25 protein-coding genes and 2 tRNA genes are annotated in these 26,647 nt (G+C 68.3%); 13 read left to right on the forward strand and 14 right to left on the reverse strand.

What is annotated here, in order from left to right; genetic code table 11:
• The first annotated feature begins 62 nt into the window (after positions 1–62).
• From IEV93_RS06815 to IEV93_RS06825, 3 genes are read left to right on the forward strand one after another with little or no spacing between them, the layout of a single operon-like run.
• On the forward strand, positions 63–1,391 hold the full coding sequence (locus IEV93_RS06815) for a UDP-N-acetylmuramoyl-tripeptide--D-alanyl-D-alanine ligase (protein ID WP_188488138.1): 1,329 nt from the start codon (positions 63–65) through the stop codon (positions 1,389–1,391).
• A complete protein-coding gene (locus IEV93_RS06820) occupies positions 1,388–2,557 on the forward strand; it encodes an acyltransferase family protein (RefSeq protein ID WP_188490423.1) in 1,170 nt (389 codons plus the stop codon). Before IEV93_RS06815 ends, IEV93_RS06820 begins: the two co-directional genes overlap by 4 nt.
• On the forward strand, positions 2,554–3,798 hold the full coding sequence (locus IEV93_RS06825; protein WP_188488140.1) for a hypothetical protein: 1,245 nt from the start codon (positions 2,554–2,556) through the stop codon (positions 3,796–3,798). Before IEV93_RS06820 ends, IEV93_RS06825 begins: the two co-directional genes overlap by 4 nt.
• Before the next feature lie 6 nt (positions 3,799–3,804).
• Here IEV93_RS06825 and IEV93_RS06830 read toward each other — a convergent pair whose 3' ends face one another.
• Together IEV93_RS06830 and IEV93_RS06835 are read right to left on the reverse strand one after the other, a co-directional pair.
• Positions 3,805–5,202: an alpha/beta hydrolase-fold protein gene (locus tag IEV93_RS06830; RefSeq protein WP_188490424.1), complete on the reverse strand. Its 1,398-nt coding sequence runs from the start codon at positions 5,200–5,202 to the stop codon at positions 3,805–3,807.
• A 135-nt stretch (positions 5,203–5,337) separates the two neighbouring features.
• Complete coding sequence (locus IEV93_RS06835) at positions 5,338–6,171, reverse strand: helix-turn-helix domain-containing protein (protein ID WP_188488142.1); 834 nt, start codon at positions 6,169–6,171, stop codon at positions 5,338–5,340.
• Positions 6,172–6,271: 100 nt separating this feature from the next.
• Here IEV93_RS06835 and IEV93_RS06840 point away from each other — a divergent pair, with 100 nt between their 5' ends.
• Positions 6,272–7,042 carry an SDR family NAD(P)-dependent oxidoreductase gene (locus tag IEV93_RS06840; protein ID WP_188488144.1) on the forward strand — a complete coding sequence of 257 codons (771 nt, stop codon included), beginning with the start codon at positions 6,272–6,274 and terminating at the stop codon, positions 7,040–7,042.
• A 12-nt stretch (positions 7,043–7,054) separates the two neighbouring features.
• On the opposite strand, the gene IEV93_RS06845 is transcribed toward IEV93_RS06840, so the two are convergent.
• Complete coding sequence (locus IEV93_RS06845) at positions 7,055–7,486, reverse strand: acyl-CoA thioesterase (protein ID WP_268237460.1); 432 nt, start codon at positions 7,484–7,486, stop codon at positions 7,055–7,057.
• 145 nt (positions 7,487–7,631) lie between these two features.
• Between IEV93_RS06845 and IEV93_RS06850 the strand changes: the two genes are divergently transcribed.
• Positions 7,632–8,678 carry an alpha/beta hydrolase gene (locus tag IEV93_RS06850; protein ID WP_188488146.1) on the forward strand — a complete coding sequence of 349 codons (1,047 nt, stop codon included), beginning with the start codon at positions 7,632–7,634 and terminating at the stop codon, positions 8,676–8,678.
• A 10-nt stretch (positions 8,679–8,688) separates the two neighbouring features.
• Here the strand turns inward: IEV93_RS06850 and IEV93_RS06855 are convergent, their stop codons facing one another.
• A complete protein-coding gene (locus tag IEV93_RS06855) occupies positions 8,689–9,177 on the reverse strand; it encodes a MarR family winged helix-turn-helix transcriptional regulator (protein WP_188488148.1) in 489 nt (162 codons plus the stop codon).
• 117 nt (positions 9,178–9,294) lie between these two features.
• On the opposite strand from IEV93_RS06855, the gene IEV93_RS06860 reads away from it, so the two are divergent.
• Positions 9,295–10,242, forward strand: a complete 948-nt coding sequence (locus IEV93_RS06860; RefSeq protein ID WP_188488150.1) for an NADP-dependent oxidoreductase — start codon at positions 9,295–9,297, stop codon at positions 10,240–10,242.
• A gap of 4 nt (positions 10,243–10,246) precedes the next feature.
• Here IEV93_RS06860 and IEV93_RS06865 read toward each other — a convergent pair whose 3' ends face one another.
• Together IEV93_RS06865 and hisC are read right to left on the reverse strand one after the other, a co-directional pair.
• The gene (locus IEV93_RS06865) at positions 10,247–10,504 is read right to left on the reverse strand and encodes a hypothetical protein (RefSeq protein WP_188488152.1); all 258 of its coding nucleotides are present in this window, start codon (positions 10,502–10,504) and stop codon (positions 10,247–10,249) included.
• A gap of 4 nt (positions 10,505–10,508) precedes the next feature.
• Positions 10,509–11,585, reverse strand: coding sequence for a histidinol-phosphate transaminase (gene hisC / locus IEV93_RS06870; protein ID WP_188488154.1), 1,077 nt, complete (start codon positions 11,583–11,585; stop codon positions 10,509–10,511).
• 101 nt (positions 11,586–11,686) lie between these two features.
• On the opposite strand from hisC, the gene IEV93_RS06875 reads away from it, so the two are divergent.
• Together IEV93_RS06875 and IEV93_RS06880 are read left to right on the forward strand one after the other, a co-directional pair.
• Positions 11,687–11,778 (forward strand) — tRNA-Ser (locus IEV93_RS06875).
• Positions 11,779–11,816: 38 nt separating this feature from the next.
• A tRNA-Arg gene (locus tag IEV93_RS06880) sits at positions 11,817–11,889 on the forward strand.
• A gap of 127 nt (positions 11,890–12,016) precedes the next feature.
• Here IEV93_RS06880 and IEV93_RS06885 read toward each other — a convergent pair.
• Positions 12,017–13,204 carry an FAD-dependent monooxygenase gene (locus tag IEV93_RS06885; RefSeq protein WP_188488156.1) on the reverse strand — a complete coding sequence of 396 codons (1,188 nt, stop codon included), beginning with the start codon at positions 13,202–13,204 and terminating at the stop codon, positions 12,017–12,019.
• Positions 13,205–13,285: 81 nt separating this feature from the next.
• Here IEV93_RS06885 and IEV93_RS06890 point away from each other — a divergent pair, with 81 nt between their 5' ends.
• Positions 13,286–13,855, forward strand: coding sequence for a TetR/AcrR family transcriptional regulator (locus tag IEV93_RS06890; RefSeq protein ID WP_188488158.1), 570 nt, complete (start codon positions 13,286–13,288; stop codon positions 13,853–13,855).
• A gap of 6 nt (positions 13,856–13,861) precedes the next feature.
• Here the strand turns inward: IEV93_RS06890 and IEV93_RS06895 are convergent, their stop codons facing one another.
• From IEV93_RS06895 to IEV93_RS06905, 3 genes are all read right to left on the reverse strand, one after another.
• A complete protein-coding gene (locus IEV93_RS06895; RefSeq protein WP_188488160.1) occupies positions 13,862–14,791 on the reverse strand; it encodes an aldo/keto reductase in 930 nt (309 codons plus the stop codon).
• A 133-nt stretch (positions 14,792–14,924) separates the two neighbouring features.
• Positions 14,925–16,967 carry a hypothetical protein gene (locus tag IEV93_RS06900; protein WP_188490426.1) on the reverse strand — a complete coding sequence of 681 codons (2,043 nt, stop codon included), beginning with the start codon at positions 16,965–16,967 and terminating at the stop codon, positions 14,925–14,927.
• A gap of 41 nt (positions 16,968–17,008) precedes the next feature.
• The gene (locus IEV93_RS06905) at positions 17,009–18,250 is read right to left on the reverse strand and encodes an ATP-grasp domain-containing protein (protein ID WP_188488162.1); all 1,242 of its coding nucleotides are present in this window, start codon (positions 18,248–18,250) and stop codon (positions 17,009–17,011) included.
• A 106-nt stretch (positions 18,251–18,356) separates the two neighbouring features.
• Between IEV93_RS06905 and IEV93_RS06910 the strand changes: the two genes are divergently transcribed.
• Entirely contained in the window at positions 18,357–19,025 is a 669-nt protein-coding gene (locus tag IEV93_RS06910; RefSeq protein ID WP_188488164.1) for a nucleoside/nucleotide kinase family protein, read from the forward strand.
• Positions 19,026–19,032: 7 nt separating this feature from the next.
• On the opposite strand, the gene IEV93_RS06915 is transcribed toward IEV93_RS06910, so the two are convergent.
• Both IEV93_RS06915 and IEV93_RS06920 read right to left on the reverse strand, forming a co-directional pair.
• Positions 19,033–19,698 carry an NADPH-dependent F420 reductase gene (locus IEV93_RS06915; RefSeq protein WP_188488166.1) on the reverse strand — a complete coding sequence of 222 codons (666 nt, stop codon included), beginning with the start codon at positions 19,696–19,698 and terminating at the stop codon, positions 19,033–19,035.
• A gap of 172 nt (positions 19,699–19,870) precedes the next feature.
• A complete protein-coding gene (locus IEV93_RS06920; protein ID WP_188488168.1) occupies positions 19,871–20,890 on the reverse strand; it encodes a hypothetical protein in 1,020 nt (339 codons plus the stop codon).
• 112 nt (positions 20,891–21,002) lie between these two features.
• On the opposite strand from IEV93_RS06920, the gene IEV93_RS06925 reads away from it, so the two are divergent.
• Positions 21,003–21,797, forward strand: a complete 795-nt coding sequence (locus IEV93_RS06925) for an SDR family NAD(P)-dependent oxidoreductase (RefSeq protein ID WP_188488170.1) — start codon at positions 21,003–21,005, stop codon at positions 21,795–21,797.
• A 22-nt stretch (positions 21,798–21,819) separates the two neighbouring features.
• On the opposite strand, the gene IEV93_RS06930 is transcribed toward IEV93_RS06925, so the two are convergent.
• Positions 21,820–22,944 carry a TDT family transporter gene (locus IEV93_RS06930; RefSeq protein ID WP_188488172.1) on the reverse strand — a complete coding sequence of 375 codons (1,125 nt, stop codon included), beginning with the start codon at positions 22,942–22,944 and terminating at the stop codon, positions 21,820–21,822.
• A 105-nt stretch (positions 22,945–23,049) separates the two neighbouring features.
• Here IEV93_RS06930 and IEV93_RS06935 point away from each other — a divergent pair, with 105 nt between their 5' ends.
• Positions 23,050–23,970: a LysR family transcriptional regulator gene (locus IEV93_RS06935; protein WP_188488174.1), complete on the forward strand. Its 921-nt coding sequence runs from the start codon at positions 23,050–23,052 to the stop codon at positions 23,968–23,970.
• A 44-nt stretch (positions 23,971–24,014) separates the two neighbouring features.
• Here IEV93_RS06935 and IEV93_RS06940 read toward each other — a convergent pair whose 3' ends face one another.
• The gene (locus IEV93_RS06940; RefSeq protein WP_188488176.1) at positions 24,015–24,788 is read right to left on the reverse strand and encodes a YqjF family protein; all 774 of its coding nucleotides are present in this window, start codon (positions 24,786–24,788) and stop codon (positions 24,015–24,017) included.
• 156 nt (positions 24,789–24,944) lie between these two features.
• Between IEV93_RS06940 and IEV93_RS06945 the strand changes: the two genes are divergently transcribed.
• Positions 24,945–26,618: an NAD(P)/FAD-dependent oxidoreductase gene (locus tag IEV93_RS06945; protein WP_188488179.1), complete on the forward strand. Its 1,674-nt coding sequence runs from the start codon at positions 24,945–24,947 to the stop codon at positions 26,616–26,618.
• The last annotated feature ends 29 nt before the right edge of the window (positions 26,619–26,647 follow it).

Genomic DNA, 26,647 nt, shown 5'->3' on the forward strand with positions numbered 1-26,647 from the left:
GGACCCCATCGGTTGCCTGGCGAGGGTGTGGTTTCCCGGCGGCGGCAGAGTACTTTCGGTGGGTGCATTTCTCAGCGAACGAGGTGGCAGAAGCGACCGGCGGCCGTCTCACCGGCCCCGATGTCACCGTCGACGGCGCCAGCATCGACTCGCGGACCGTGGCGGCGGGACAACTGTTCGTCCCGATCGTCGCCGAGCGTGACGGCCACGACTTCATCGCCACAGCCGTCGACGCCGGTGCATCGGCGTTCCTCACCGACCGCGCGGTGGATTCTGACGCGACGTCGATCCAGGTGGCCGACACCTCCCTCGCCCTCGCCGATCTCGGACGGGCGGCCCGCGCGCGGCTGACCGGACCGGTCATCGGGGTCACCGGCTCGGTGGGCAAGACCTCGACCAAAGATCTCCTCGCGCAGGTGCTCTCGACGCAGATGCGCACCGCGGCCAACGAGCGGTCGTTCAACAACGAGCTGGGTCTGCCGTTGACGCTGTTCGGCGCGCCCGACGGCACCGAGGCGGTGGTGGTCGAGATGGGCGCCCGCGGAGTCGGACACATCGCGACGCTCTGCGACATCGCGCACCCCACCATCGGCGTCGTCACGCGGGTCGACGGGGTTCACCTGGAGTTGTTCGGCAGCATCGCCGCGGTCGCGCAGGCGAAGGGGGAACTCGTCGAGTCGTTGCCCGCCGACGGACTGGCCGTGCTGAACATCGACCAGGAGGCGGTCGCGGCGATGGCGTCACGGACGTCTGCGCGTGTCATCGGCTACGGCCTCGCCACACCCGCCGACGTCCACGCCGCCGACATCCGACTCGACTCCGAGCTCCGCCCGACCTTCACCCTGCACACCCCGTGGGGGTCGGTCGAGGTGTCGATGGCCGCGCGCGGTCGTCATCAGGTGTCGAACGCGCTGGCCGCGACCGCGGTGGCCGGTGGCGTCGGCATCGACCTCGACAAGATCGCCGAGGGGCTGTCCGGTGCGGCCATCTCCGGCCTGCGGATGGAGCTGTCGCGCACCGACTCCGGGGTCGCGGTGCTCAACGACTCCTACAACGCCAACCCGACCTCGATGAACGCGGCGCTCGACGCGCTCGTCGGGTTGTCCGACCGGCGCCGGGTCGCGGTTCTCGGGGTGATGGCCGAACTCGGTGACACCGCGCGCGCCGAGCACCTCGCCATCAGCGAACGCGCCGCCACCATCGGCGTGGACGTGATCGCCGTCGACGCAGCCGATTACGGCCCGTCGGTCACCCATGTTCCCGACATCAACGCCGCGGTCGCCGCGCTGAGCGACCTGCGGTCCGGGGATGCCGTTCTCGTCAAGGGCAGTCGGGTCGCGGCACTCGAACGGGTCGCGGCTGCATTGCTCGCCGCACCGGGCGCCTCCTGAACGTCGACGACCGTCGGCCGGCGCCCACCCCGGGTCGGGCGACCAGGCGCGTCGACTCTCTGACCGGGATCCGTACGCTCGCGGCATTTCTCGTGTGCGCGACACACGCCGCTTTCTGGACGGGCAACTACACCGACGACCTCGCGGGCCGGTTCTTCGCCCGCCTGGAGATCGGTGTCGCGATCTTCTTCGTGCTGTCGGGCTACCTGCTGTTCAAGCCGTGGATGGCGTCGCTGGCCACCGGCGGCCGTCGCCCCTCGGTGCGGCGTTACGCCGAACACCGGGCGCGACGGATCCTGCCCGCCTACTGGGTCACGGTGCTGGCGGTCTACGCGATCTTCGCGTGGTGGCGCACCGACACCTCCGACCTCGGCCAGGGGTGGTCGGGGTTGCTGCGCAACCTGACGCTGACGCAGATCTACGGCTACGGCCACCTGCACTCTGGGCTCACCCAGATGTGGAGTCTGGCCGCCGAGGTCGGCTTCTACCTCGTCCTGCCGATCGCCGGATGGCTGATCGTCAGCGCCGTGTGTCGCCGACGGTGGCGTCTGGACCTGGTTGTCATCTCGCTGGTGGTCCTCGGGTCGGTGTCGCCGCTCTGGGCGATCGTCACCCACACCGGGGACGGGCTCGACCCGACCGCGCGGTTGTGGCCCCCGGCGTTCCTCACCTGGTTCGTCGGCGGCATGCTGCTGGCCGCGCTCGCCCAGACGCGGCTGCGGATCAACCCGTTGCTGTCGGTGCTGATCGCGGTGCTGGCGTTCCAGGTCAGTTGCACCTCGATCGCAGGCGAGCCGACGATCACGCCGCTGTCCGGATCGGCCACCGTCATCAAGCTGCTGCTCTACCTCGTCGTGGCGCTCGGCCTGATCGCGCCGCTGGTGCTCGGACCGGCCGGCTCGTGGTGGGACCGTCTGATGGGATCGGGCCCGATGGTGTGGCTCGGCGAGATCTCCTACGAGTTCTTCCTCGTCCATCTGATGGTCGTCGAACTGGTCATGGACCTGCTCGGGTACACGATCTTCACGGGGTCGATGGTCGGCGTGCTCATCGTCACCAGCGTGCTGAGCATCCCGGTGGCGTGGCTGCTGCACCGCCTGACCGTGGTGTTCTGGCGTCCGCGGGCCACCGCTCCGAAACGCGAATCCGTACCATCGGTCCCATGACCGAGCCCGGTTTCCCCCACCCCGGACCCCGACTGCCCGACCCCCTGACGCCGTCCGACATCGGTCGGTGGTGTGAGAAGTCGGTGATCCCGGGTGTGCAACCGGAGCTGTCCGACGACGCCGCGGTTGTCATCGCGTCCGGGCACCTGTCGGATGCGGCGCGCGGGATCGTGATCCGCAGGATGTCGGCGGGGCTGCCCGTCCCGACCTCGTCGTCGATCAACGGTGCCGGCGGATTCGGTGGACTCCGACGGCTGCAGCGCAGCATCGGTGCGATCGAGGCGCAGCTCGCCAACCCGATGTTGCCGTCCATGGTGGCGCCGGTCATCCGGAGTCGCCGCAACACCATGACCCGTCGGCTCGACGACGCCCGGAAGAACGTCATCACCGGCAAGGGCATCTTCGCCACCAGCATCCGCGGTATCCGACGGGAGCGCCGTGAGGGCGTGCACCTCGAACTGGTCGACCGCGAGCGGCTGTTCGTCGGCCTGACGTACACGCCGACGCCCAACGTGAACTCCGGCGGATACGTCCGCCGGGCGGGCAGCGCCGCCATCGACCGCGTCGCCGGTGCGGTGGGTGCCGCGGCCACCAGGGCCGGCCTCGACAAGGGGAATCGCTGGGTGAACGAGATCCTCGGTGATCTCGAGACGCCCTCGCCGAACGGCGATGCGAAGTTCGTCGACGGGTACGAGACCATCCTGTTCGCTGCGGGATCCTTCTACGACCGGATCATCCGCTGTCCGGCATGGCATTCCGATCACTTCGACATGCAGCGCACCGCCGTCGACCTCAACGCCGAGCTCGCCGACATCGCCGCCGACGTGATCGCGCTGCGGACCATCCGTGTCGATCTCGACAACAGCCGTCGCGCAGCCGGTTTCGACGCCGACCTGAGCGATCACATCTCGAGCCGGGAGGGTTCACTCCGCCCGGTGTGGACCGAGCTCATCGACCGCGTCGCGGCGTTGGCGTCGGTGGCCGAGGTGGTCGAGTCGGCTGCTGTCGAGCTCCGGGTCATCGCCGAGTTCGCCCACACCGCGACGATCGACGACCGCATCGATCGGTTGGTCGCGCGGTCGGGTGAGCGGGAGATCTCCGCCGACAACACCAAGCGGCTCACCGAGCAGGTCCGCGCCGGCGAGGACCAGTTGCGGATCTACCGGGATGTATTGCAGGGCAACATCGCCCGCCTGTCCACCGGCGATGCGACCATGCGCAGCCGCCGCCTCCCCGAATAGCGGCGGTCAGGCACCGGGGACCCCGATGGTCGAGGCCAGCCACGGCAGCGACACCGACAGCGCCGTCGACGCGAATTGCCAGGAGTGCTTGCCCGGTTGGGTGTGGATCTGGCACGCGATGTCGACGGTGCGGTTCTCCGCGCACAACGTCTGTGCCGCCTGCCCCTGATCATTCGTGTCGGGTCCCTCGCCGCGCCCGCCGAGTCCGGTGCCGCCGCTCGGTGCCGAACGCGTCCAGTGGTGGCCGCCTCCACCCGCCCCTCCGGGGTGGTGGCCCCTCGTCGGACTGCCTCCGGTGTCGTCGTACCAGGCCGAGATCCCCTGGTACGGACCGTGCTTGCGCATGACGGTGACCGGATCGAACGACGCTGCGGTGGCTGCGTTCCCGCCGTACAGACGCGACAGGGTCTGGTCGGTGGTACCGGCTGTGGGGGCCGCGTCGCCGGCGATGTCGACGTAGCTCGAGAACAGATCGGGGTGCATCACGGTGAGGTCGACCGAGCAGGTGCCGCCCATCGACCACCCGACGATGCCCCAGCTCGCTGCAGACGACGAGGTGTGGAAGTGGGAGATCACGTACGGACGGACCTCGTCGGTGAGATGGTCGGCGACGTTGCCGCGCGATCCGTTCACGCACTCGGTGTCGTTGTTGAACGATCCACCCGCATCGACGAAGACCATCACCGGTGCTGAACCGTGGTGGGCCGCTGCGTAGGCGTCGACGGTGTGCATGGCGTCGCCGGTACGGATCCAGTCGGTCGGGGTGTTGAACTCGCCGGCGATCATCATGACGACCGGCAGGGTCGGTGGGGTGGCGCCCGCGAACCACGTCGGCGGCAGATAGACGTATTCGGTGCGGTGGGCGAAGTGACTCGAGCTGTCCGGGGTCGTCACCGGGACCAGGGCGCCGGTCGTGCGGGTGGTGTTGCGCATCGACGCGAGGTCGTCGGCCGACACCTGGTCGGGCAGCGGCCCGGACGTGATCTCACCCCAGGCGGCCGACACGGTCGGGAAGTACCCGACCCACTGGTTGAGCACGATCCCGGTGGCCAACAGGGCAATCGGCACGACGGCGATGGCGACCCCGCGCCGCCACCACCGCGCACTGCGCCAGCCGAACACCGCCACCCCCAGTGCGCCGACGGTGACGCCGACCCAGATCCACAGGCTGCGCGGCGCGGGGTCGGTGGCCAGGCCCTGGGAGTCGAAGTAGAGGTGTACGAGGAACGCGCCGAGGACGGCGACCGCCACCGACGCAGGCAACCAGATCAGGCGCCAGCGCCGTGTCCGCCACCCGATCGCGACCACGAGCAGCACCGCGGCGGCGATCTGGACCGTGAGCGGGAACCACCCGTCGAGCAACGACACACCCTGGTGGTGAGACCAGCCCGCGGGCACTGACATCGGAGGCACGAGCACCAGTGTGCATCGTCAAAACCGCTGCGCAGCTGAGAGTTTGCTGACAGTGACGCGTATCGGTCAATACCGACGGTCGTTTGACGGGTTCGTCCGAGATGGCCCGACGGGCCCGCTGCGGGGTCAGACCGAGATGGTCGAATCCGGGTCCCAGCTCGCGAGGATCGGCAGGACCCGGGCCGTCGTCGATCCGGGCTCCACGGTGTAGACGATGAGACTCTGGTCGGGATTGCCCGGGGTGCACAGGAACTCGATGCCGAACTGCATCGTGCCCGCCGACGGGTGCTGGATGACCTTGATCGTGCGCTCGAACTCCAGGACCTCGTGGTCGTCCCACCACTGTGCGAACTGCGGCTCGGACACACGGAGTTCCTCAATCAGTGCGGCCAGCACGGGATCACTTGGGCGGCGGGCGGCGTCGCGACGCAGCCCGGCCACCGCGGCCGACGCGAACTGTGACCAGTTCACGATCCGCTCCCGCGCGATCGGATCGCGGAACAGGTAGTGGTGCAACGACGCCCCGGTCTCCATGGGAAGGCTGAGCGCCGCACGGATCAGGGCATTGCTGGCGAGGATCTCGCCCGCGCGACCGAGCAGGATGACGGGGACGTGGTCGAGCGCCTGCATCACCTGTAGCAGACCCGCATCGGCCACCTGCACAACCGGATCGGGTGCTGACGCCGGCGCGGCGAGATCATGTAGATACGCGGATTCGACCGCGTCGAGCCGCAGCGCCCGGGCGATCGCCCGCAACACCTCCGGCGAGACGTTCGCCTGCCGTCCCTGTTCGAGCTTGCTGTAGTAGTCCGGACTTACGCCGGCGAGCTGGGCCAACTCCTCGCGCCGCAGACCCGGCACGCGGCGCCGCCCGTAGTCCGTCAACCCGACCGACGTGGGCGTGAGGCGATCGCGACGATCACGCAGGAAAGCGCTCAACGCGGTGCGGTCCTGGGGCATCACGCCAGGTTAGCCGCGTCGCCGACCACGAGCCTGGTCATGACAGACCTAGGTTGATCCTCGCCTGGTTGCCGACCGACGAGCGGCTTAGACAGAGGTCATGACAACTTCCGACACGCACAGACTCTCCGGCCGCACGGCGCTCGTCACCGGATCCACCAGCGGGATCGGCGAGGCCATCGCCGTCACCCTCGCCGCTCACGGCGCGAGCGTCGTCGTCAGCGGCCGCGACGCCGACCGCGGCACCGCCGTCGTAACCCGTATCCGGGATGCGGGCGGCACCGCGTCGTTCGTGCCGGTGGACCTCGCGGGGAGCTACGCCGACCTGCGGTCGTTCGCCGCCGCCGTCGCATCCGAGCTCGGCGGGTCGGTCGACATCCTCGTCAACAGCGCGGGCATCTACCCGGCGACGGCAACGGTGGATCTCGCCGATTCCGATCTCGACGCGATGCTGGCGGTGAACGTCCGCGCACCCCACGTGCTCGTCGGTGAACTCGCCCCGCCCATGGCGCAGCGCGGTGCGGGGGCGATCGTCACGATCGGATCGTGGATGGCCGCGGTGGGTAGCCCGTTCGCAGCCATGTACACCGCGACCAAGGCGGCCGACGAACAGCTGACCCGGAGTTGGGCCGCCGAGTTCGGGCCGAGTGGGGTCCGGGTGAACTCGGTCGCGCCCGGCGTCACGTTGACCCCCGGCAACGAGGATTCCCGCCCGATCCTCGACGCCATGACCGCGTCCACGCCCGCGGGCACCGTCGTCGATCCGCAGGACATCGCCGACGGCGTGCTGTTCCTGGTCTCCGACGAGGCATCGAAGATCCACGGGATCACCCTGTACGTCGACGGCGGGATCAACGCGACGCGGATGTGACGAACCGGCCGCTCAGCTGCGTGACCACGCGGCGAGGTGGGCCTTCTCGTCGGGGGAGAGGCGGCGGAGGGTGTGCTTCTCGATGTCGACGACGGCCATCTGCGTGGTCGCGACGCAGGCCGGTTTCGAGTCGGCCGGCGCCTGCGCGCCGCGGATCTCGTAGGAGATGGTGAAGTCGACCGACCGGAACGTGCTGATCCACATCCCGACGTGCAGCGGGGTGTCGGAGTGGCGGAGCTGTGCCTGGTAGCGGATGGCGACGTTGACGATCATCGCGCTGGTGATCAGCGGCTGGTACTCCTCGCCCGCACTCAGCAGCCATTGGATCCGCGCCTCCTCCATCAGAGTGACCATCCGGGCGTGGTTGATGTGCCCGAAGGCGTCCATGTCCGACCATCGGACGGGGACGTGGGCACTGAACGCAAAGCCGTCATCGGTGGTCACGCGGGGGTTCTCCGTTGCTCGTCGGTGGCTCAATCGTTACGCAGCCGAGGCTCACGTTGCCTGATTCGGTCGGGGGTGCAGGCGTCGCGTCTCGGTACTGTGGACACAGTCCACGATCTTTGCTGAATGCTGGGGGTATTTAGACATGCTGAACTCTCGTGTGAGAGCTCGCCCCGGCTCCGTCGCCCGGTCTCGTCCACGATCCACCCGCCGACGGGTGCTCCCGACGCTGCTCGCCCTCGGAATCGTCGCCTCCGTCGTGACCGTCGCGCCTCACGCCGCCGCCGCACCCGCTCCCGCGCCGGTGGCGAAGCTCGACAAGGTCGTGAAGGTCAACAGCAGGCACCTCGACGTCACTGTCGATTCGCCCGCCATGCGCGGCAAGGTCACCGTGTCGGTGCTGCTGCCCCGCGACACCAACGTCAGTCGGTCGACGGTCTACATGCTCGACGGAGCGGGCGCGACCGGTCAGGTCAGCGACTGGCTCACCAAGGGCAACGCCGCGAAATTCTTCGCCGACAAGAACGTCAACGTCGTGCTCCCCTCGGGCGGGGCCGGCTCGTTCTACACCAACTGGCAGAAGAACGATCCCAAGCTCGGCATGCCGCAGTGGGAAACGTTCCTCACCGAGGAGTTGCCGCCGCTGATCGACGGCAACTACAACGGCAACGGCCGCAACGCGATCGTCGGGTTGTCGATGGGCGGCCAGGCCGCGTTGGCCCTGACGTTCCGCCACCCGAACCTCTACACCGGCGCGGCATCGCTCAGCGGCTGCCCGCCGGTCAGTGGTCTGCTCAACGAGGCCTACGTGCGGGCGACCGTGGCGAAGGACGGCGGCGACGCGGACAACATGTGGGGACGGGTCGGGGGCCCGGACTGGGCTGCGCACGACCCGAGCCTGCATCTCGACCAACTCCGCGGCAAGAACCTCTACATCTCCGCAGGCTCCGGCGCCATCGGGCCGTTGGACTTCACGACGCCGCTCGACCCGGGGATGTCGCGTCCGGCCACGCTGCTGGCCGCGTCCGGACTGGAATCGGGTGCGTACCGGTGCTCGCTGGAGTTCGCGCTCACGCTGCGCGCCAACGGTGTCGCCGCGGACGTCAGCTTCCCGCTCATCGGCACGCACAGCTGGGCCTACTGGTCGCGGGACCTGCCGCTGCTGTGGCCGACGATCTCCCGGGGCCTGTAGGCCGCCGTCCTCATCGCCGTCGGGCAGACCTCGGTGGCGCCGAGCGCATGTGGTCACGGACCGGGGACAACAGGCCGGCCAGTGTCCCGGCGTCATCGCGGGACAGTGTCGCGAACAGCTGTTGTCTGACCACATCGGTGTGACCGGGTAGCACTGTGGCGACCACCGCGCGCCCGGCGTCGGTGATCGAGACCGTGACGCCGCGTTCGTCCTCTGCGGACGGCGCGCGAGTGATGAGTCCCGCCTTCTCGAGCAGACCGGCCTGATAGGTCAGCCCGCTGCGGCTGTAGACGACGCCGTCGGCGAGATCGGTCATGCGTTCGCTTCCGGTCGGTGAGTCAAGGCCGAGTCGCGCCAGGAGTTGGAACTGCACGTAGCTCAGGTCGCCGGCCTCGCGCAGTTGCTGCTCGACCGCGTGCCGGAGCAGTCCGGCGACATCCATGAGGGCGAAGTAGGCGTTCAGCTGCGTCGCGTCGAGGGGCTGGGGCGCTTCGGTCATGCCGTCACTCTAACCAGTAGTTCACATTCGAAGTACTTGCTTCGAATGTGAAGTACTGCTACGTTCCGAATATGCTTCGAACTCGAAGCACATTCGGATCTGACGAGAGGTGCGGTCATGAGAGCAGTGCGATTCCACGAGTACGGCGACCCCCAGGTGCTTCGCGTGGAGGACGTCGATCGGCCGGAACCGGGTACCGGGCAGGTCCGGATCCGCGTCGCCGGGACGACCTTCAACGGCGTCGACGGCAACATCCGCGCCGGGTTGATGCAGGACCCGATGCCGCTGTCGCTTCCCCACGTCCCTGGTGTGGACGTCGCGGGGACGGTCGACGCCCTCGGCGACGGGGTGGACGACATCGCAGTCGGTGATCGCGTCGTGGGCTTCCTGCCGTTCGTCGACGACGGTGCGGCCGCGGAGTTCGTCCTGGCGCCGGCGCAGATCCTCTCCCCGGCCCCGACGACGATCCCGCTCGCCGATGCGGCCGCGTTACCGGTCGTCGGTCTCACCGCGCTGCAGGCGCTGGTCGACCACGCCGGCCTGCGGGCCGGACAACGGATCCTGATCAACGGTGCCGGCGGCGCGGTGGGCAACTATGCGGTGCAGTTGGCCGCATCGGTGGGCGCCCACGTCATCGCCACGGCCGGCCCGAACAGTCGGAGCCGCGTCGAGGCGGCCGGCGCCGACGAGATCATCGACCACACCACGACCGACGTGATCGACGCGGTGACGCAGCCGGTGGATGTCCTGCTGAACCTCGCGTCGATCGACCCCGACCGTTTCGCCGCCCTCGCGACGCTCGTCGCCGACGGTGGGGTCGTGGTCAACACGACGGTGTGGATGCCGGTACCGACCGACGCGGATCGCGGCGTGCGGGGCGTGGACATGTACGTGCGCAGCGATGCCGCCCAGTTGGCCGAACTGGTCGCCCGTGTCGACCGGGGTGAGCTGATCGTCGATGTCGCCGAACGGGTCTCGCTCACCGGGCTGGTCGACGTCCACACCCGGGCGGCCCAGGGAAAGGTGTCGGGCAAGATCGTGGTCGTCGTCGACCCCTCGGTGTGAGGGCTCAGGTTCGACGTCGTGAGCGCCGTGTGGCCACGAGGTAGGCGATGACCCCAACCACCGGCAACAGCCAGATGACCGCGACGGCGCGCCATCGGGTGCCGGTGGGCGCCGTCGAGCGCGTCATGAGATCAATCGTCACGTAGGTGGCCATAGCGACCCAGGCGAGTACGACCGCGGCCAGGGCGAGCCACCCCGCGACCTCCATGTAGTGCGGGAACATGTTGCATCCCCGGGTACGGGCGCACTTGCTGAAACCCATCGCCTCAGCGAGGCCTGCCCGCCTCGGAGACCCAGCGCTGCGCGAAGTCGAGGAACACGTCGTTCTCGTGGGGCTCGGTGACCGTCACCCGCACGCCTTCGCCGGCGAAGGGGCGGATGACCACCTTGTGTTCCAGTCCCGCGGCGGCGAAGTCGAGGGCATCGGCGCCGAGGTCGATCCACACGAAGTTGGCCTGCGACTCCGGCACCCGGTAGCCCAGCTCGATCAGGCGGGCGGACACCCGGGCACGTTCGGCCACGATGGCCTCGGTCCGCGCGAGCAACTCCGCGTCGGCGGCTAGGCAGGCGACCGCGGCCGCCTGGGCGAGGCTGTTGACGCTGAACGGGATGTGGACCTTGCGCAGCGCCTCGATGACTGTCGGGTCGGCGATCGCGTACCCGACCCGCAGCCCGGCCAGTCCGTAGGCCTTGGAGAACGTCCGCAGCACGACGAGGTTGCGGTAGCGGCGGTGCAGTTCGATCGCGTCGTAGCGTTGCTCGGCCGAGGGGCGCAGGTACTCGATGTAGGCCTCGTCGAGCGCGACGACAACCTCGGGCGGCACCCGGTCGAGGAACGCGGTGAGGTCGTCGGCGTCGACGACGGTGCCGGTGGGGTTGTTCGGGTTGCAGACGAAGATCAGGCGGGTCCGCTCGGTGATCGCCTCGGCCATCGCGGACAGGTCGTAGGTGTGGTCACCGGTCAGCGGGATCTGCACCGGCGTCGCCCCCACCACGCGGGTCGCCAGCGGGTAGGTCTCGAACGACCGCCACCCGAACAGGACCTCGTCGCCGGGCGCGCTGGTGATCGCGATCAGGTTCTGACACAGACTCACCGACCCACAGCCGGTCTGGATGTTGTCCGGGGTGACGCCGAGTCGCTTGGCCAGCGCCTCGGTGAGCTCCACCATCGCGTTGTCCGGATAGCGGTTGAGGCCGACCGCCGCGTCGGCGATCGCGGTGGCGACGCTGGGCAGAGGGCCGAAGGTGACCTCGTTGCTCGCCAGCTTCACCGCACCCGGGAACGTCTTGCCGGGAACGTAGGCGGGCAGGGTGGCCAGATCGGGTCGGATGCGCGGTGTCACACCTCGAATCTAGGCGGGTGTCCTGCGGGTTACCAACCGGTTTGCTCCGCGCGACGCACGCTGTGTAACCTTTGCTCTCGGCAGTTCGTAAGGACTCCGCTGGAGGCGTGCCAGAGCGGCCGAATGGGATTCACTGCTAATGAATTGTCCCGCTAAAACGGGACCGGAGGTTCAAATCCTCTCGCCTCCGCCACGGCACCAGCGGCCGTACAACTGAACACGCACGACCACGCGCCCGTAGCTCAACGGATAGAGCACCTGACTACGGATCAGGAGGTTAGGGGTTCGAATCCCTTCGGGCGCACAACGAGGTCCCGCCGCATCTGCGGCGGGACTTCTCTGTTGTACGGCGGTGAACGCGCGCGAAGCGTTCGCCCGCGCGCCCAGTTTGGCGCGCGTGTGAACGGTGGGCGCGCGTTCGTCCACGATCCCTACCGCGCGGCGGCCAACGCCCGTTCCGCGACGCTCTCTGCGTCATGGGTGTTGATGTCGATGCCGGCGACGATCGCCCCGATCCGCTCGGCCTGCTCGAGGCCGGAGAGTTCGGTGGACCGGTAGGTCCGACCCGCCGCACGGGCGCTGTCGCGGACCAGTCGGGTGCGCTCGCGTCGGAGGTCCTCGTAGACCCGCAGCCGCGCCGGGACGTCGGTCGCGGCGCAACCGCGCAGGACGACGGCGAGCGTCGCGGCATCCTCGATGGCCTGATTCGCGCCCTGTCCGAGGTGCGGGGTCACCGCGTGCGCGGAGTCGCCCAACAGTGCGATGCGGTCGGTCGCCCACCGGTCGAGGGGTTCACGGTCGTAGATGCCCCAGCGGAAGGTGGTGTCCATCGCGGCGATCACGTCGAGGACCCGTTGATCCCACCCGGCGTAGGACGCCGCGAGCTCGTCGACGTCGCCGGGAGCCGTCCAGGACTCGACGACGTCGAGGTTGCTCGGCGCGAACGCCACCACGTTCAGCAGCGACCCCGCGGAGACGGGGTAGGCCAGGAAGCTGCGCTCCGGGCCGAGCCACATCGCGCACAGGCTCATGTCGACGATGTTCTCGACACGCTCGGTGGGGATGAGCGCGCGATAGGCCATGATGCCCTCGCTCACCGGCTGCGCGGGCGTGCCCACCAGCCCCTGGAGACGCGAGTGGATGCCGTCCGCACCGATCACGAGATCGGCCTCGACGATGCTGCCGTCGGCGAACTCCATCTCGACGCCGTCGTCGTGTTCGGTGACCGCGACGACCCTGTGGCCCAGCCGGAGAGCATCGGTCGGGAGTGCGTCGGACAGCACTTGTTGAAACTCGCCGCGGTGCAGGAACAGGGTGTGCGCGGGATCGCCGAAGGACAACTCGGACGGCTCACCGGCGATCGGATCGCCCTGCCAGGTGCGGAACGCATAGTGCGAGAACCTGCCTGCGACCGCGCGGAGCTGCTCGCCGAGGCCGAGTCGGGTCAGGATCCGGGAACCGTTGGTGGCGATGGACACCCCGGCGCCCAGCGCTTTGAGCTCCGACGCCTGCTCGTAGACGACGGCGTCGACCCCCTCGGCGCGCAGCGCGATGGCGGCGCTCAATCCACCGATACCGGCTCCCACGACCGCGACGCGAAGTGTTCGATCTCGACTCACGATCCGACCTCCTCCTGGATGCGTATCTGTACCGATCGGCACATCATTGACCGTAGGCGTACCGATCGATACATTCAAGCAATGCCCCGAATGCCCGATCTCGACAAACGCGCCGAATTACTCCGCGCGGTCGTGGGGTATCTCGAGGACAACGGCGTCAGCGACCTGTCGTTGGCCCCGATGGCGGAAGCGTTGGGGACGAGCAAGCGGATGCTGCTCTACTACTTCGGCGATCGGGGTGCGCTGCTGTCCCAGGCGCTGGAGGCAGCCCGTCCCGACGCGGGTCAGATCTTCGACGGCGTCACCACCGACGAGCAATTCGTCGAGGCTGCGCGCACCCTGTGGTTCGCCGTCTCCAGGGGAGATCAACGCCGCAGCGCGACCATGATGCTCCAGGTGTTGAGTCTGGCCACGACCGATCCCGACACCTACGGTCGGTATGCGCGCACGACGGTCGCGGTGCTTCTGAAGCCGATCACCGAAGCGCTTGTCGCAGTCGGCTATCCGCGCGCCGACGCCGCAGCTCGGGCGACCCTGGTGGTCTCCGGGTTGCGCGGACTGTGTCAGGACAGACTGGTGACCTCGCAGCGTGCACGGGTCGATGCGGCGGCCGAACTCGTCATCGCCGCGGCGGTCGCCCCGGGACGGTGAGCCGACTCAGGGGAGTGTGTGCCCGGCGGCGCGGAAGATCCGATACCACTGCGCGCGGGTGAGATCGACGTCCGATCCGGCGGCCGCCTCGGACACCCGGCTCGGCGTCGTGGTCCCGAGCACGACCTGAATGTTGGCCGGGTGTCGGGTGATCCATGCGGTCGCGATCCCGGTTGGCGTGACGCCGTACTCGGTCGCCAATTCGTCGAGCACGTCGTTGAGTTCCGCGTAGTTCTCGCGGTCGCCGAGGAAGACGCCGTCGGAGGTGCCCTTCTGGAACGGCGACCACGCCTGCAGCGTCATCCCGTGGACCCGCGAGTAGTCCAGGAGCCCGTTGTCGCGACTCACCGACTGGTCGAGACCGGCGATGTTCGCGGCGACTCCGGCCGCGATGAGAGGTGCGTGGGTGACACTCAGCTGCACCTGGTTGGCCACCAGCGGCTGCGTCACCGCAGTCTTGAGCAGTTCGATCTGTCCCGGGGTGTGATTGGAGACGCCGAACGCGCGTACCTTGCCCGCCGACTGCAACGTGTCGAAGGCGGCGGCGACCTCGGCCGGCTCCATCAGCGTGTCCGGGCGGTGCAGCAGCAACAGATCCAGGTGATCTGTCCGCAGCGCGTCCAACGACTCGTCGACGGTGTCGAGGATGTGTCGGGAGGAGAAGTCGTAGAACCCGTCGCGGATACCGACCTTGCTCTGCAGCATCACCTGCTCACGCTGTGACGCCGTGAACGACACCGCCCCACCGAATCTCCGCTCGCACGCATGCCGCTCGGTGCCGTAGATGTCGGCGTGGTCGAAGACCGTGACACCGGCGTCCATGGCTGTCCCGACGAGCGTACGGATCTGCTGGTCGTCCAGCGGCTCGATCCGCATCAGGCCGAGGATCACGGACGAGGCGGGTGCGGTGACGGAGTCCAACTCGACAAACTTCATGTCACCAGCATGCCTGCCCCGCCGTCACTGCCCAACTGGTGGCGGTACGTGCCCAACTGGCGGGCTTTCGTGCCCAACTGGCGGGCTTTTGTGCCCAACTGGTGGCGGTACGTGCCCACCTGGCGGGGCGGGATCAGGGGTTCGAGTCCCCTGAGCCCTCGGCGGTCACGGTGTCCGCGGGCATCCGGTCGGCGCCCCAACTGCGTTCGATGAATCCGATGATGCGGTCGATGTCCTCGGCGGGCACGTTCTCGGGCTCCCCGTTCTCCAACGGGTCGGCGTGGAAGATGTAGAGCCGTGACGCGAACTGGTCGAACGGCAGCGATCCCTCGCCGGCCCGTTCGCCGTTGCCCGCGGTGCCGACGACGACCCCGTCGCCCCAGTCCTGGCCACTGTCGTTGTTGGGGTTGAAGAAGTACACACGCATCACGCCGTCGGGGTCGGCGGCGACGCGCAGGATCGTGATCGCGTGCCAGCCGACGTATCGCGCTGCGCTGTCGGTGACCGCGACCCCGGCCGGCTGGGGGTGGATCAGCGGCTGATCCCCGTTGTAGGCCGGGTGATACGACGCGTGGAACTGCCGCAGGAAGTCGTCGAGGTCGATCAATTTGCCGGTCTCGACGTCGACGTTGATGTGGAATTCCCTTGCTGCCCACCAGCCGTGGAACTCAGGGTTGACCCAGCGGTGCGGATCGCCCGGCCGCCCGGCGCAGCGACGGACCATCTCGGCGTAGATCCGGTCGAGGTGCGGGACCAGCAGCAGCGACACCGGATCGAGGTCGATGGGGTCGCTGGTCGCAACGCCACCGACGCTGTCGGTGGACGACAACGGCTGACCCTCGAAGTGCATGACGATCTCGCCGTCGCGCGCCGCCCAGACCACCATCTGCAGCAGGTAGTCCGGATCGTTGTAGGCCCACATCGACAACGCCCGCGCCGACTGGCAGGTCGGGTTGTCGCCCTGTCCGACGCCGAGCGGTTGGCCGAGCATCGAGAGCAGTCCGCCGAGCAGTCGGGACGCGGGATCGGGGGACGGCCCGAACGCCAACGTCATCCGCTCACGGACGGCGGGGGAGAGTTTCAGCGCGATCTGACGCCACAGCGACGGCACGATCGGCGGTTGGTGAAGGATGCCGCGGTCGAGCATCAGCGCGAGCCCGTAGAGGCACTGCGCAGTCTCGGGGTGCACGGCCTCGAGAACGAGACGATGGACCAGTTCGGGGTAGCGCTGCAACGAGATCCGACCGGTCTCGGAGAGTCCGAGCGCCTCGGGCAACCCGTAGGAGTTGTTCTCCACGAGGAAACGCACCAGCGTCGCGTGGTACGGCGAGACGAGTCCGGTGTCGTGCATCGCGCGCGCGAAACCCCCTGCCTCGAACTGCAGGGCGCCGGCGTCCATGTTCTCCAGGCGTGACCGGTAGACGTCGACGCCGGGATCCTCACGACAGGAGTCGGTGGTCCCGAACAGCGCGGTGATCAGACGGTCCAGGCCCTGACCGGAGTTCCCGAGATCGACACTCGGGTCGTCGCGGTAGATCGCGATGCGGGTGACCATCGAGGTGACCTGCTCGACCTGGATCGGACGCTGGCGCAGGATCCGCCAGATCTCCTCGACCAGTTCGTCGAGGACGCTGTCGTACCCGATCTGTTCGGCCACATAGGCGAACAGATCGCGGATCAGATACGCGGTGCGGCCCAGACGAACCCGCTCGGATTCCGACGGAGGCGTGAACAACACCTCGAGGTTCATGGCGAGGACCTGCGACAGGAACCGCCGCGCGTCGTCCGCGGAGATCGCCGGATGGGTGAACTCGCCGGCGGCGATGGCCACCAACCGCAGTTCACTGGTCGCCTCGAGCACGACGGTGTCGTTCTGACCGCTGCGCAGGCTGGGACCGACGAAACCCGGGACGAGGATGTCGGGTTGCGACCAGTCGGTGCCCTCGAACAACCCGGCGCCGTCGAGTTCGGCGGCGCGTTCACGGATCGCCGCGCAGCCGCCCTTCTGTGCCAGCACACGATGCAGGGAGTCGAGAACACGCCGCACCTTGGAGTTCTTGGTGAAGCTCGGCGCGTCACGCAGTGCGGCGGTCGCGTGATCGAGCTGCGCGAGCCGCGACGTCAGAGCCGGATCCTGCGCAGGCGAGGAATCCCCCTCTGTCGAGGAGGCATCCATCGTCTGCGTCGGTCCGGTCGAGTCGTTCCCGAGTTCCTGCTTCACACGTAGAAGTCCAGTTCTTCCTGTTGCTTGAGCAGATCCCGCATCCGATACGGGTCCTCGCCGAAGAAGTACAGCAGACCCCAGTGCGTGCCGAAGGCGGTCCGCTTGGTCACGGTCTCCTCCAGCGGCGGGGCGAGGTCGTTGGTCTCGTAGTAGTCGTCGTCGAGGGTGACCTCGGGGATCTCGAGATTGCTCACCACGCGGCGACGCGGGTAGACCCCGAAACATCCTGCGACACCCGCGGCGTCGACGACCTCGCGCGGGAAGAACGCGTCGATCTCCTCTTCGGTGGTCTTCGGGTCGAAGGCCAGCGCGAGTCCCTGGTAGGCGTTGAAACCGTAGGCGCGCTCGAGGAGCTCGAACACCTTGAAGCCCGGCGGCCGGTACGCGACCTCACCGAAGTACATCTCGCCGTCGCTGGTCACGAAGTACTCGGGGTGCACGAAGCCGAACTCGATGTCGAAGGTCTTGATGAGCTTCTCGATCTGCTCGGTGATCGCCGGACGGTACTTCTCCAGCTCCGGCGTTGCAGGCACGAACACCGAGTACCCGAGCGTCACGTACTCGGAGATGTTGAGGAACTTGATCTTTCCGTTGTGGATCCACGCCTCGACGGCGAACTCCCAGCCGTCGAGATGGGACTCCATGAGCACCGGGAACTCTTCTTCCGGGATGGAGTCGACCTCGTCGGGGGTGCGGATGACGCGGTGCCCGAGGCAGCCGGCCTTGTCGAACGCCTTGAGGTGGATCGGGTCGTTCGGGTCGCCGTCGAGCTTGAGCAGGGTCTGGTTGACGCGTCGCAAGAACCGGATGACGTCCTCGCGGTCGTGCGCCTCTTCGAAGATGCCGACGCGGATACCGCCCAGCTGGGCGCGTCGCTTCATCAATGCCTTGTCGCGCAACAACATCGCCTGACCGAACAACCGCGGGTTGTCCAGCAGGACCGAGTTGATGGCGCCCGCCCATTCGACGGTCTCCTCGTACAGTGGGATCGCGACATCGACGCCCCTGTCGCGCAACGTCTCCGCGATCTCCAACGATCGATCGTTGAGCCGCTCGAAGTCCCACGGGAGGAACGGGATGTCGTTGGTGGTGCAGTACTCCTCGGCCCATGCGGGGGCGACGACGATGTACCGACGATCGAAGCTCTCGAGGGCTTCCACCGCGGCGAGACTCCAGCCCAGCAGGGCGACGTAGCCCTTGTCCGGGTTCTTCGGCAGCTTTGTGGGCTGCGACATAAAGATCCTTCCTTCGCGTCGAACGGTCGGAGATGATCGTTTTCAACGGTACATAAGGCGTCTTGTCGGCCCGGTCCCCACCCAAGCGCAGGTATAACTGACGTTCATGCATCCCTTCGAGCGGCTCGCGCAGGACGCCATCGCGATCGTCGGGACGGGGCGGCGTGCGATCCTCGGCATCGCAGGCGCGCCGGGTTCGGGTAAGACGACCCTGGCCCGGTCACTCGTCGCCCGTGTCGGCGAACTACAGGGGCCGGAATGGGCCGCGCACGTCCCGATGGACGGTTTTCATCTGGGCGACGCTCAGCTCCGGCGACTGGGCACACTCGACCGCAAGGGTGCGCCGGAGACGTTCGATGCCGCCGGTTACGCCGCGATGCTGACCCGGATTCGCGTCGAGACGGAGACCCCGCTCTATGCACCGGGATTCGAACGCGAGCTGGAACAGCCGCTGGCCGCGGCGCTCGTGGTGCCCCCGACCGCCCGCCTCGTGATCACCGAGGGCAACTACCTACTCCTCGACGAGCCGATCTGGCGAGCAGCCCGCTCTGAGATGAATGCCGTGTGGTTCGTGACGACGGACGAGCGGACGCGGAGCGCGAGGCTCGTCATGCGGCACGTCGAGTTCGGAAAGGAACCCGACCGCGCCCGCGCGTGGGTCGCCGAGGTCGATCAGCGCAATGCTGATCTGGTCTCGGCGACGTCCACGCGCGCCGACCGCGTGATCGTCAGCACCGGTAGCGGGTGGGACGACCTCGGGTGGTCAGCGCAGTGAGCGCAGGTCAGGACTTCGCGCGCCACTCGTCGGTGCGCTCGTTGCTCGCCTCGGCGAGGGCCGCACGCGCCTTCTCGGCGTCGTAGCCCTTGCCGTAGACGGGCGTACCCGGCTGCTGACGCCACGAATCGGCGATCGACCCGGCGTCGACGGGATCGAAACCGATCTGGTCGACGAGGTCGGACACGATCTTCTTGTGATCCACGTCGTCGCCGGCGATGGGCAGCGCGATACGTCCGTCGGTGCCGGCGTCGACACCCTTCTCCAGCAGGTGCTTCCAGTAGATCCCGTTGAAGACCTTGATCACTGGTGCGCCGATGTGCTCGGAGACCCATGCGCTCTCGGGCTGACCGTCCTCGATGGCGGCGATGAGGCCGTCGCGCTGCTGCGGGTAGTAGTTGTTCGTCTCGATGATCGGGGCGCCCGGTTTGCGCGCCGCGAACAGGTCGTCGGCCAGGTCGGGGACGTTCTTCTGGGGGATCGAGAGGATGACGAGGTCGGCGTCGGCCGCCGCGTCCTTCGCCCAGACCGCCCGGGCGCCGGTCTCCGACGCCAGGTCGGCCAGCGTCTCGGGGTCACGCGAATTGGCGACCGCGACCTCGTGGCCGACGGCCGTGAGCCGCCGCGTCAGCGTCCCGCCGATGAATCCTGCTCCGATGATTCCGATCTTCATGTGCCCTGCTCCTGAGGTTCGACGACATCATCTGGTGTCGCTTCTCCACAGCATCGTGAGCAAGTCGAATATTCCTGTACCCGAGGTGCGCGTCACGCATCCGCTCCGCTTGCGTCCATCCGCTCCGGTTGCAACAGGAGCGGATGGACGAAAGCGGAGCGGATTCGATCGCTCAGTCGCCGGTGCGGGTGAGTTCGGCGCGGAACCGCACCGTCCCGGCGCACGCACCCGACCACGCCAGGGCCGACTCGTTGTCCAAGGTCTGGATCGGATTCGAGGCGTCGCCCCCGACGGTGGTCTGCGAGGTCAGGGTCGGGCGGTACCTGTCGCCCCGGCCCGGGCACTGCCGCTCGGGGAGCGTCTCGGTCTGACGGAACACGCCGTCGGAGTACCCGACGATCGTCTGGCCCGGTCGGGACGGTCTGTCGAGCATGACCACCACGCAGCGGCTGCCGTCGCGAGTGCAGGTCGGTGTCGCCGTGAATTCTGTGGTCTGGGTCGTGGGGCGAGAGATCAGCGACGGTGGATCCCACGACACGACCGTGGTGCGTTGTCGGTAGGAACCGCGGAACCCGTTTCCCGCAGTGGTCGCGGCCTCGGGGACCGAGACCTTCTCGAGGGCCGCAGTCCCCGCGGGCACATCGCCCTTGCGGGTGAACGTGACGGTCCCCTCGCTGACCCGGGGACACGAGCCCCCCTGGACCGAGCTCGTCGTGCCGGACAGGGTGGCGGGTGCGGCGCCGGCCGTCGACGCGGATCGAGGCATCACCGTCGTGCTGTCCATCGCCACCCAGGGCTCGTCGACCGGTGCGGTCGTGCCGGTCGGGACACAGGAGCGTTTCGGCGGCACGTCAACCCGCGACCACGAGCCGTTGCCGAAGACGAACTCCATGCGGTCGACGTCGCCGCCCGACGAGGTGTCCGGACGCGCCACCGCGACGCACGTCCCGTCGTCACAGCGCGACTGCACCACCCAGGTCGACGTGACCGGGTCGGCGTCCGCACCGCTCGGGGGCTCACGATTCACCGAGGCGGTGGTCCGGAACATCGAGTACGTGCCCTCGAACACCGCGCCGGCCGAACCGGTCGGGGTGGTCGCACCGTCGCCTGGGTCGGAGCTGCCGCACGAACCGAGTATTCCGGTGACGACGACGGCGGCCAGACAAGAGGTGACAACCTGGCGAAGGCGCATGCTTCGCAAACTAGGCGAACCGGCCGTCGGCTGCAGCGGTAAGCGCAGAAGTGCCCGCCTAGGGTGGATCCGCCGGCATACCTCCCGGCGTCGTCGATCTCAGGAGAACGCGATGCACATCGATCTGTCCGGGCGCACCGCCCTGGTCACCGGTTCCACGCAGGGCATCGGAGCGGCCATCGCCGCCGGTCTCGCCCGTGCCGGCGCCCGGGTGGCGATCAACGGTCGCAGCGCCGACTCGGTCAACTCGGCCATCGCCACGCTAGGGGGCGATCTTCCCGACGCCGATCTGATCCCGGCGCCCGCCGATCTCGGTGACGCCGACGCGGCCGACGCGCTGTTCGAGCAGCTGCCAGGCGTCGACATCCTGGTGAACAACCTCGGGATCTTCGGGGCGACACCGGCGTTGGAGATCACCGACGACGAGTGGCGGCGTTACTTCGAGATCAACGTCCTCTCCGCGGCCCGGCTGATCCGTCTATACCTCCCCGGGATGATGGAGCGGCACGACGGTCGGATCGCCAACATCGCCAGTGACTCGGCCCTGGTCATCCCCAAGGAAATGATCCACTACGGGATGTCGAAGACCGCGCTGCTCGCGGTGTCGCGCGGCTACGCGAAAGAAGCGGCGGGCACCGGCGTCACCGTCAACTCGGTGATCGCAGGCCCGACGCACACCGGTGGTGTCGAGGACTTCGTCTACCAACTGGTCGACAAGGATCTGCCGTGGGACGAGGCGCAGCGGGAGTTCATGCGCAAGCACCGACCGCAGTCGTTGCTGCAGAGGCTGATCGAGCCGGAGGAGATCGCCAACCTCGTCGTCTACCTGAGCTCACCGTTCGCCTCGGCCACCACCGGTGCCGCGGTACGGGTGGACGGCGGATACGTCGACTCCATCGTCCCCTGACCAGTTGCCACCCGGTTCGACGTCAGGCTGCTGCGGGGAGCGCGCCACTGCGGATGGCCGCCACGGTACGGGCCGCGACGACCGCCCATGCGCAGAACAGTAGAACGTAGAGCACGATCGCGACGTCGTGGATCGCGCCGATACCGGTCGCGGTTCCCAGCGCGGTGGCACCGGTGACACAGGTGCCGACTGGGAAGGTGAAGCTCCACCACGTGAGCGAGAACGGTAGTCCGGTGTACGCGGCGCGTGCCGTGATGGTCACCGACAGGGTGAACGCGACGACGCCGATGATGCCGACGACGATTCCGTAGTACATCCCGGCGGTGTGCAGGCCGGTGGCGACGTATGCGTGCGTTCCGGTGAACTCACCTCTGCTCGCGGTACCGAGAGTTATTGCCGCGGTGATCGACTGGCCGATCATCCCGAGCGGGATCCACACGGTGGGAACCGCGGCGCGAGCGGGCAGGCCCACGCGGATCATTCGTCGGTAGACGAAGAACGTTGTGGCGGTGCCGAACACGAAGCTCAGCAGGAACATCGCGTAGCAGAGCACGAGGAAGACCGTCCGCATGTCGGCGTCGGCGATGTGGGGCACCAGCAGGGCGCCGGTCGACGCCGAGACCATCGGCGCGACCACCGACATCATCCGTGCGGGAAGGGCCTCACCGCCCCTGTCGGCGCGTGTCAGCAGGCGAACGGCGACGAATCCGACGGCCACGACGCCGATGGCGGTTCCGATCGTCCACAGAACCGCATCGATCCAGACGGCGGCATCCACACCGATCAAGTCCTTGCCGAAGAGAAGGGTGCCTGCGCCGACTGTGAGGGCGGCCATCGCCGGCGCGCCGTAGAAGTGCGAGACCATGGCGTGGTTCAGGTAGCCGCGAGCGTTCTCCCGATGCATTAGCCAGTGGGCCGCGAACGCGCTGCTCACCAGGAGCAGAGCGACCGATGCGAGGATCCAGACGACCGTCGCGACGGTGTGCAGCCCCGTCACGTGCGCCGGCCGGGTTGCTGCGGCGGTGGCGACTATGCCGGTGCCCATCACGGTGGTGAACCAGTTGGGCGTGATGTGCGCCAGACGGTCCCGCGGGACGACGTCGACGGACTCGTCGGACATCGAGTTGAGCAGCGCTGTCGTGGTCATGTCCTCACTGTCGTCGGATCGGGATTCCGCTGGTAGACGCCTCGATCTTGTGGAGCCACAAGCAGTGGTTGTACCCACTCGGTATCGGCTGTAACGTCGCCGGTGATGGCCGTCCCCGCGCACGTCCCCGAGCTCGCCACCCTCGACGTCCTCGTCGCGGTCGCCGTGGCCGGCAGCATGAGCGCCGCCGGACGCGCGTTGAACATGAGCCAGCAGGCGGTCAGCGCCCGGGTCCACAGCGCCGAACGGGAGATCGGGATCGCCGTGTTCCGCCGCTCCCCGGCCGGTGTCGAGCCGACCGCCGAGGGCGTGCTCATCCTCGAATGGGCGGGCGCGGTCATCGAACGGGCCGAACGGCTCTCGGCCGGAGTCGACTCGCTGCTCGGACATCGCAACGCGGAACTGACCGTGGCCGCGTCGATGACCATCGCCGAGTACCTCGTCCCGGAATGGGTGGTGGCGCTGCGCCGAGCGAGTCCCGACGTGAAGATCCGGGTCCGCCCGATGAACAGCACCGACGTGGCGGCCCGGGTCGTCGACGGATCCTGCGACGTGGGTTTCGTAGAGGGATCCGGCGCCATGGCCTCGCTGCAGGAGCGCACGGTCGCCACCGACGAACTCATCCTGGTTGTGCCGCAGTCACATCCGTGGGCGCAGCGAGCGAGCGTGACCGCGGCCGAACTCGCCAGGACAGCACTGGTGCAGCGCGAGCCCGGGTCGGGCACACGGGTCGTCTTCACCGAGTCGCTCGCAGCCGCGGGCTACGAGCCGGCCGAACCGATGCTCGAACTCACGTCGGTGTCGGCGGTGCGGGCGGCCATGCTCAGCTCCGACAGCCCGGCTGTCCTGTCGTCGATGTCGGTGGCCGACGACCTGCGTCGCGGCACGTTGGTCGCGGTGGCGATCGACGGCATCACGATGCCGCGTCGACTACGGGCGGTGTGGGATCGCGACCGCGGACTGCGCGGGCCGGCTCGCGACCTCGTCGACATCGCCATCCGGCACGCCGCACCCGGAAGTGTGTAGTTCCGGCGGCGCCGACCTGGCCTTTTGATCACCGAAACCACACATCATCGGACCAGGGACGGCCGACCGAAGCGGGTGCGGACGCCCGGTGAGAACAGGGCGCGCAGACGTTCGCCCGCCGGTTCGACCCCGCTCGCCTCGAGCAGTTCGTCGTGCAACTCGACCACCTCGGCGGCGTGCAGGGGCCACGGATCGTGCTCGTTGGGCACCCACCACGTCCGACCGACCTTGCGGGTGTGCGCACCCCAGCGTGCCGTCAGCCAGACCTCCAACGGGGTCGGGTCGACCCGCTCACCGACGCGCACCGTCACCCGGCTGCGCAGACCGCGGTCGGGCCAGCGCCGGACGCTGTCGTAGGTGATGAGGTCGTCGTCGCGCGTCAGTCGCATCTTGGCCCAGGTGTAGGGGATGCCCAGTCCGATCCGCGTCATCGGGACGACGGCCAGTCGTTCGGTCTCCAACGACCGGAACAGCACGCCGTGCCTACCCGCATCGTCGACCGAGTACAGGCGGATGTTCGTCTCCAGGAACGTCCCGAGATACGGGACCGGACGCGACGGGCCCAGCCCGATGCCGCTCATGGCGAACGGCACCAACGCGACGTAGGTCATGCCGTCGGCGAAGACATCGGGTCGGGTGCCCGCGGGGAACAGGTGGGCCACCGACTTCGGGTCCACCGGCCAGTGGACGAACGTCAGGTCGCCCCAGGTCTGGTCGAAGACGACCGGACGCGGCAGCGGCTCCGGGGTCACGGGATAACCGGCCAGGGCGTCGGGAACGGCGTCCGGCCGGGCTGCTGGGTCGGGCGCGGTGGTCATCAGTCCATCGTGGCACGGGTCCGGGGCGTCCGACGTGTGCGTCCGGACACTGTTCGCCCTGCGAGAAGTCCCAGGTGACGGGCCGGAATCGGCGCGCGCGCGTGTCGCGGCGAGTCCATACTGGACCAGGTTCACCTGCGCGATGAGAGGTTCTTCGTGTCCCAACCCGTTCCCGGCAAGCCCGCACTGTTGACCGTCGACGACGACCCGTCGGTGTCACGGGCGGTGGCTCGTGATCTGCGGCGTCGCTACGGCGAGCGCTATCGCATCATCCGCGCAGAGTCCGGCGACGCGGCCCTCGAGGCGCTGCGCGAACTGAAACTACGCGGTGGTGCGGTGGCGTTGATCCTCGCCGACTACCGAATGCCCGGCATGAGCGGCATCGAGTTCCTCGAACAGGCGATGGACCTCTATCCCATGGCGCGTCGCGTGCTGCTGACCGCCTACGCCGACACCGGTGCCGCCATCGACGCCATCAATCTCGTCGATCTCGACCACTATCTGCTCAAGCCGTGGGATCCCCCGGAGGAGAAGCTGTATCCGGTGGTGGACTCGCTGCTCGAGGCATGGGCCGCATCCGATCGCCGCCCCGTCGACGAGACACGGGTCATCGGACATCGATGGTCGCCGCGGTCGTCGGCGGTCCGAGAGTTCCTGGCGCGCAACCAGTTGTCGTACACGTGGTACATGTCCGACGAGTCGGAGGGGCGTCGCCTGCTCGCCGCGGCCGACATCGACGATCGTTCGCTTCCGGTGGTGATCTGCGCCGACGGGACCGTGTTGGTCGATCCGACCGACACCGAACTCGCCCAGCACCTCGGGTTGCGCACCGACCCGTCGGGCGACTTCTACGACCTCGTGGTCGTCGGCGGCGGGCCGGCCGGTCTCGGCGCTGCGCTCTACGGTGCGTCTGAAGGACTTCGAACCGTGCTCGTCGAACGCACCGCCGCGGGCGGCCAGGCCGGACAGAGTTCGCGGATCGAGAACTACCTCGGATTCCCCGACGGCGTGAGCGGATCGCAGCTCGCCGACCGCGCCCGCCGTCAGGCCACACGATTCGGTGCCGAGTTGATCACGACCCGCGATGTCGTTGCTCTGGAGTGCAACGGATCTGCACGCAGTGTGCGCTTCGCCGACGACACCCGGATCCACGCGCACACGGTGATCCTGGCGACCGGCGTCGCCTACCGCAGTCTCAACGCCGAGGGCCTCGACGAATTGACCGGTCGCGGCGTGTATTACGGCTCGGCGGTGACCGAGGCGGCCCGATGCGCCGATCAGGACGTCTACATCGTCGGCGGTGCGAACTCGGCCGGCCAGGCCGCGCTGTACCTGGCCCGAGGCGCGAAGTCGGTGACGATCGTGGTGCGCGCGCCGTCGCTCACGGCGTCGATGTCGCACTACCTGATCGCGCAGATCGAACAGACCCCCGGCGTGCACGTCAGGACCTGCAGCGAGGTCGTCGGGGTCGCCGGCTCCGGCCATCTCGAGTCGATCCGGCTGCGCAACAACGCCACCGGCGAGGTCGAGACGGTCGACGCGGGCTTCTTGTTCCTGTTCATCGGTGCCGCACCCCGCACCGACTGGCTCGACGGCCTCGTCGCCCGGGACGACCACGGGTTCATCCTCTCCGGCCCCGACCTCGTCGAGGACGAGAATGCGCACGCGACCTGGCCACTGGACCGCGCGCCGCACCACCTCGAGACCAGCGTGCCGGGGGTGTACGCCGCGGGCGACGTCCGGTCGCAGTCGGCCAAGCGCGTGGCGTCCGCGGTGGGCGAGGGAGCGATGGCCGTGATGCTCGTGCACCGGTACCTGGGCCAACTATGAGCGGCACCACAACTGCGACAACAGAAATC

The sequence above is a fragment of the Williamsia phyllosphaerae genome (assembly GCF_014635305.1).
GTDB lineage: Bacteria > Actinomycetota > Actinomycetes > Mycobacteriales > Mycobacteriaceae > Williamsia_A > Williamsia_A phyllosphaerae.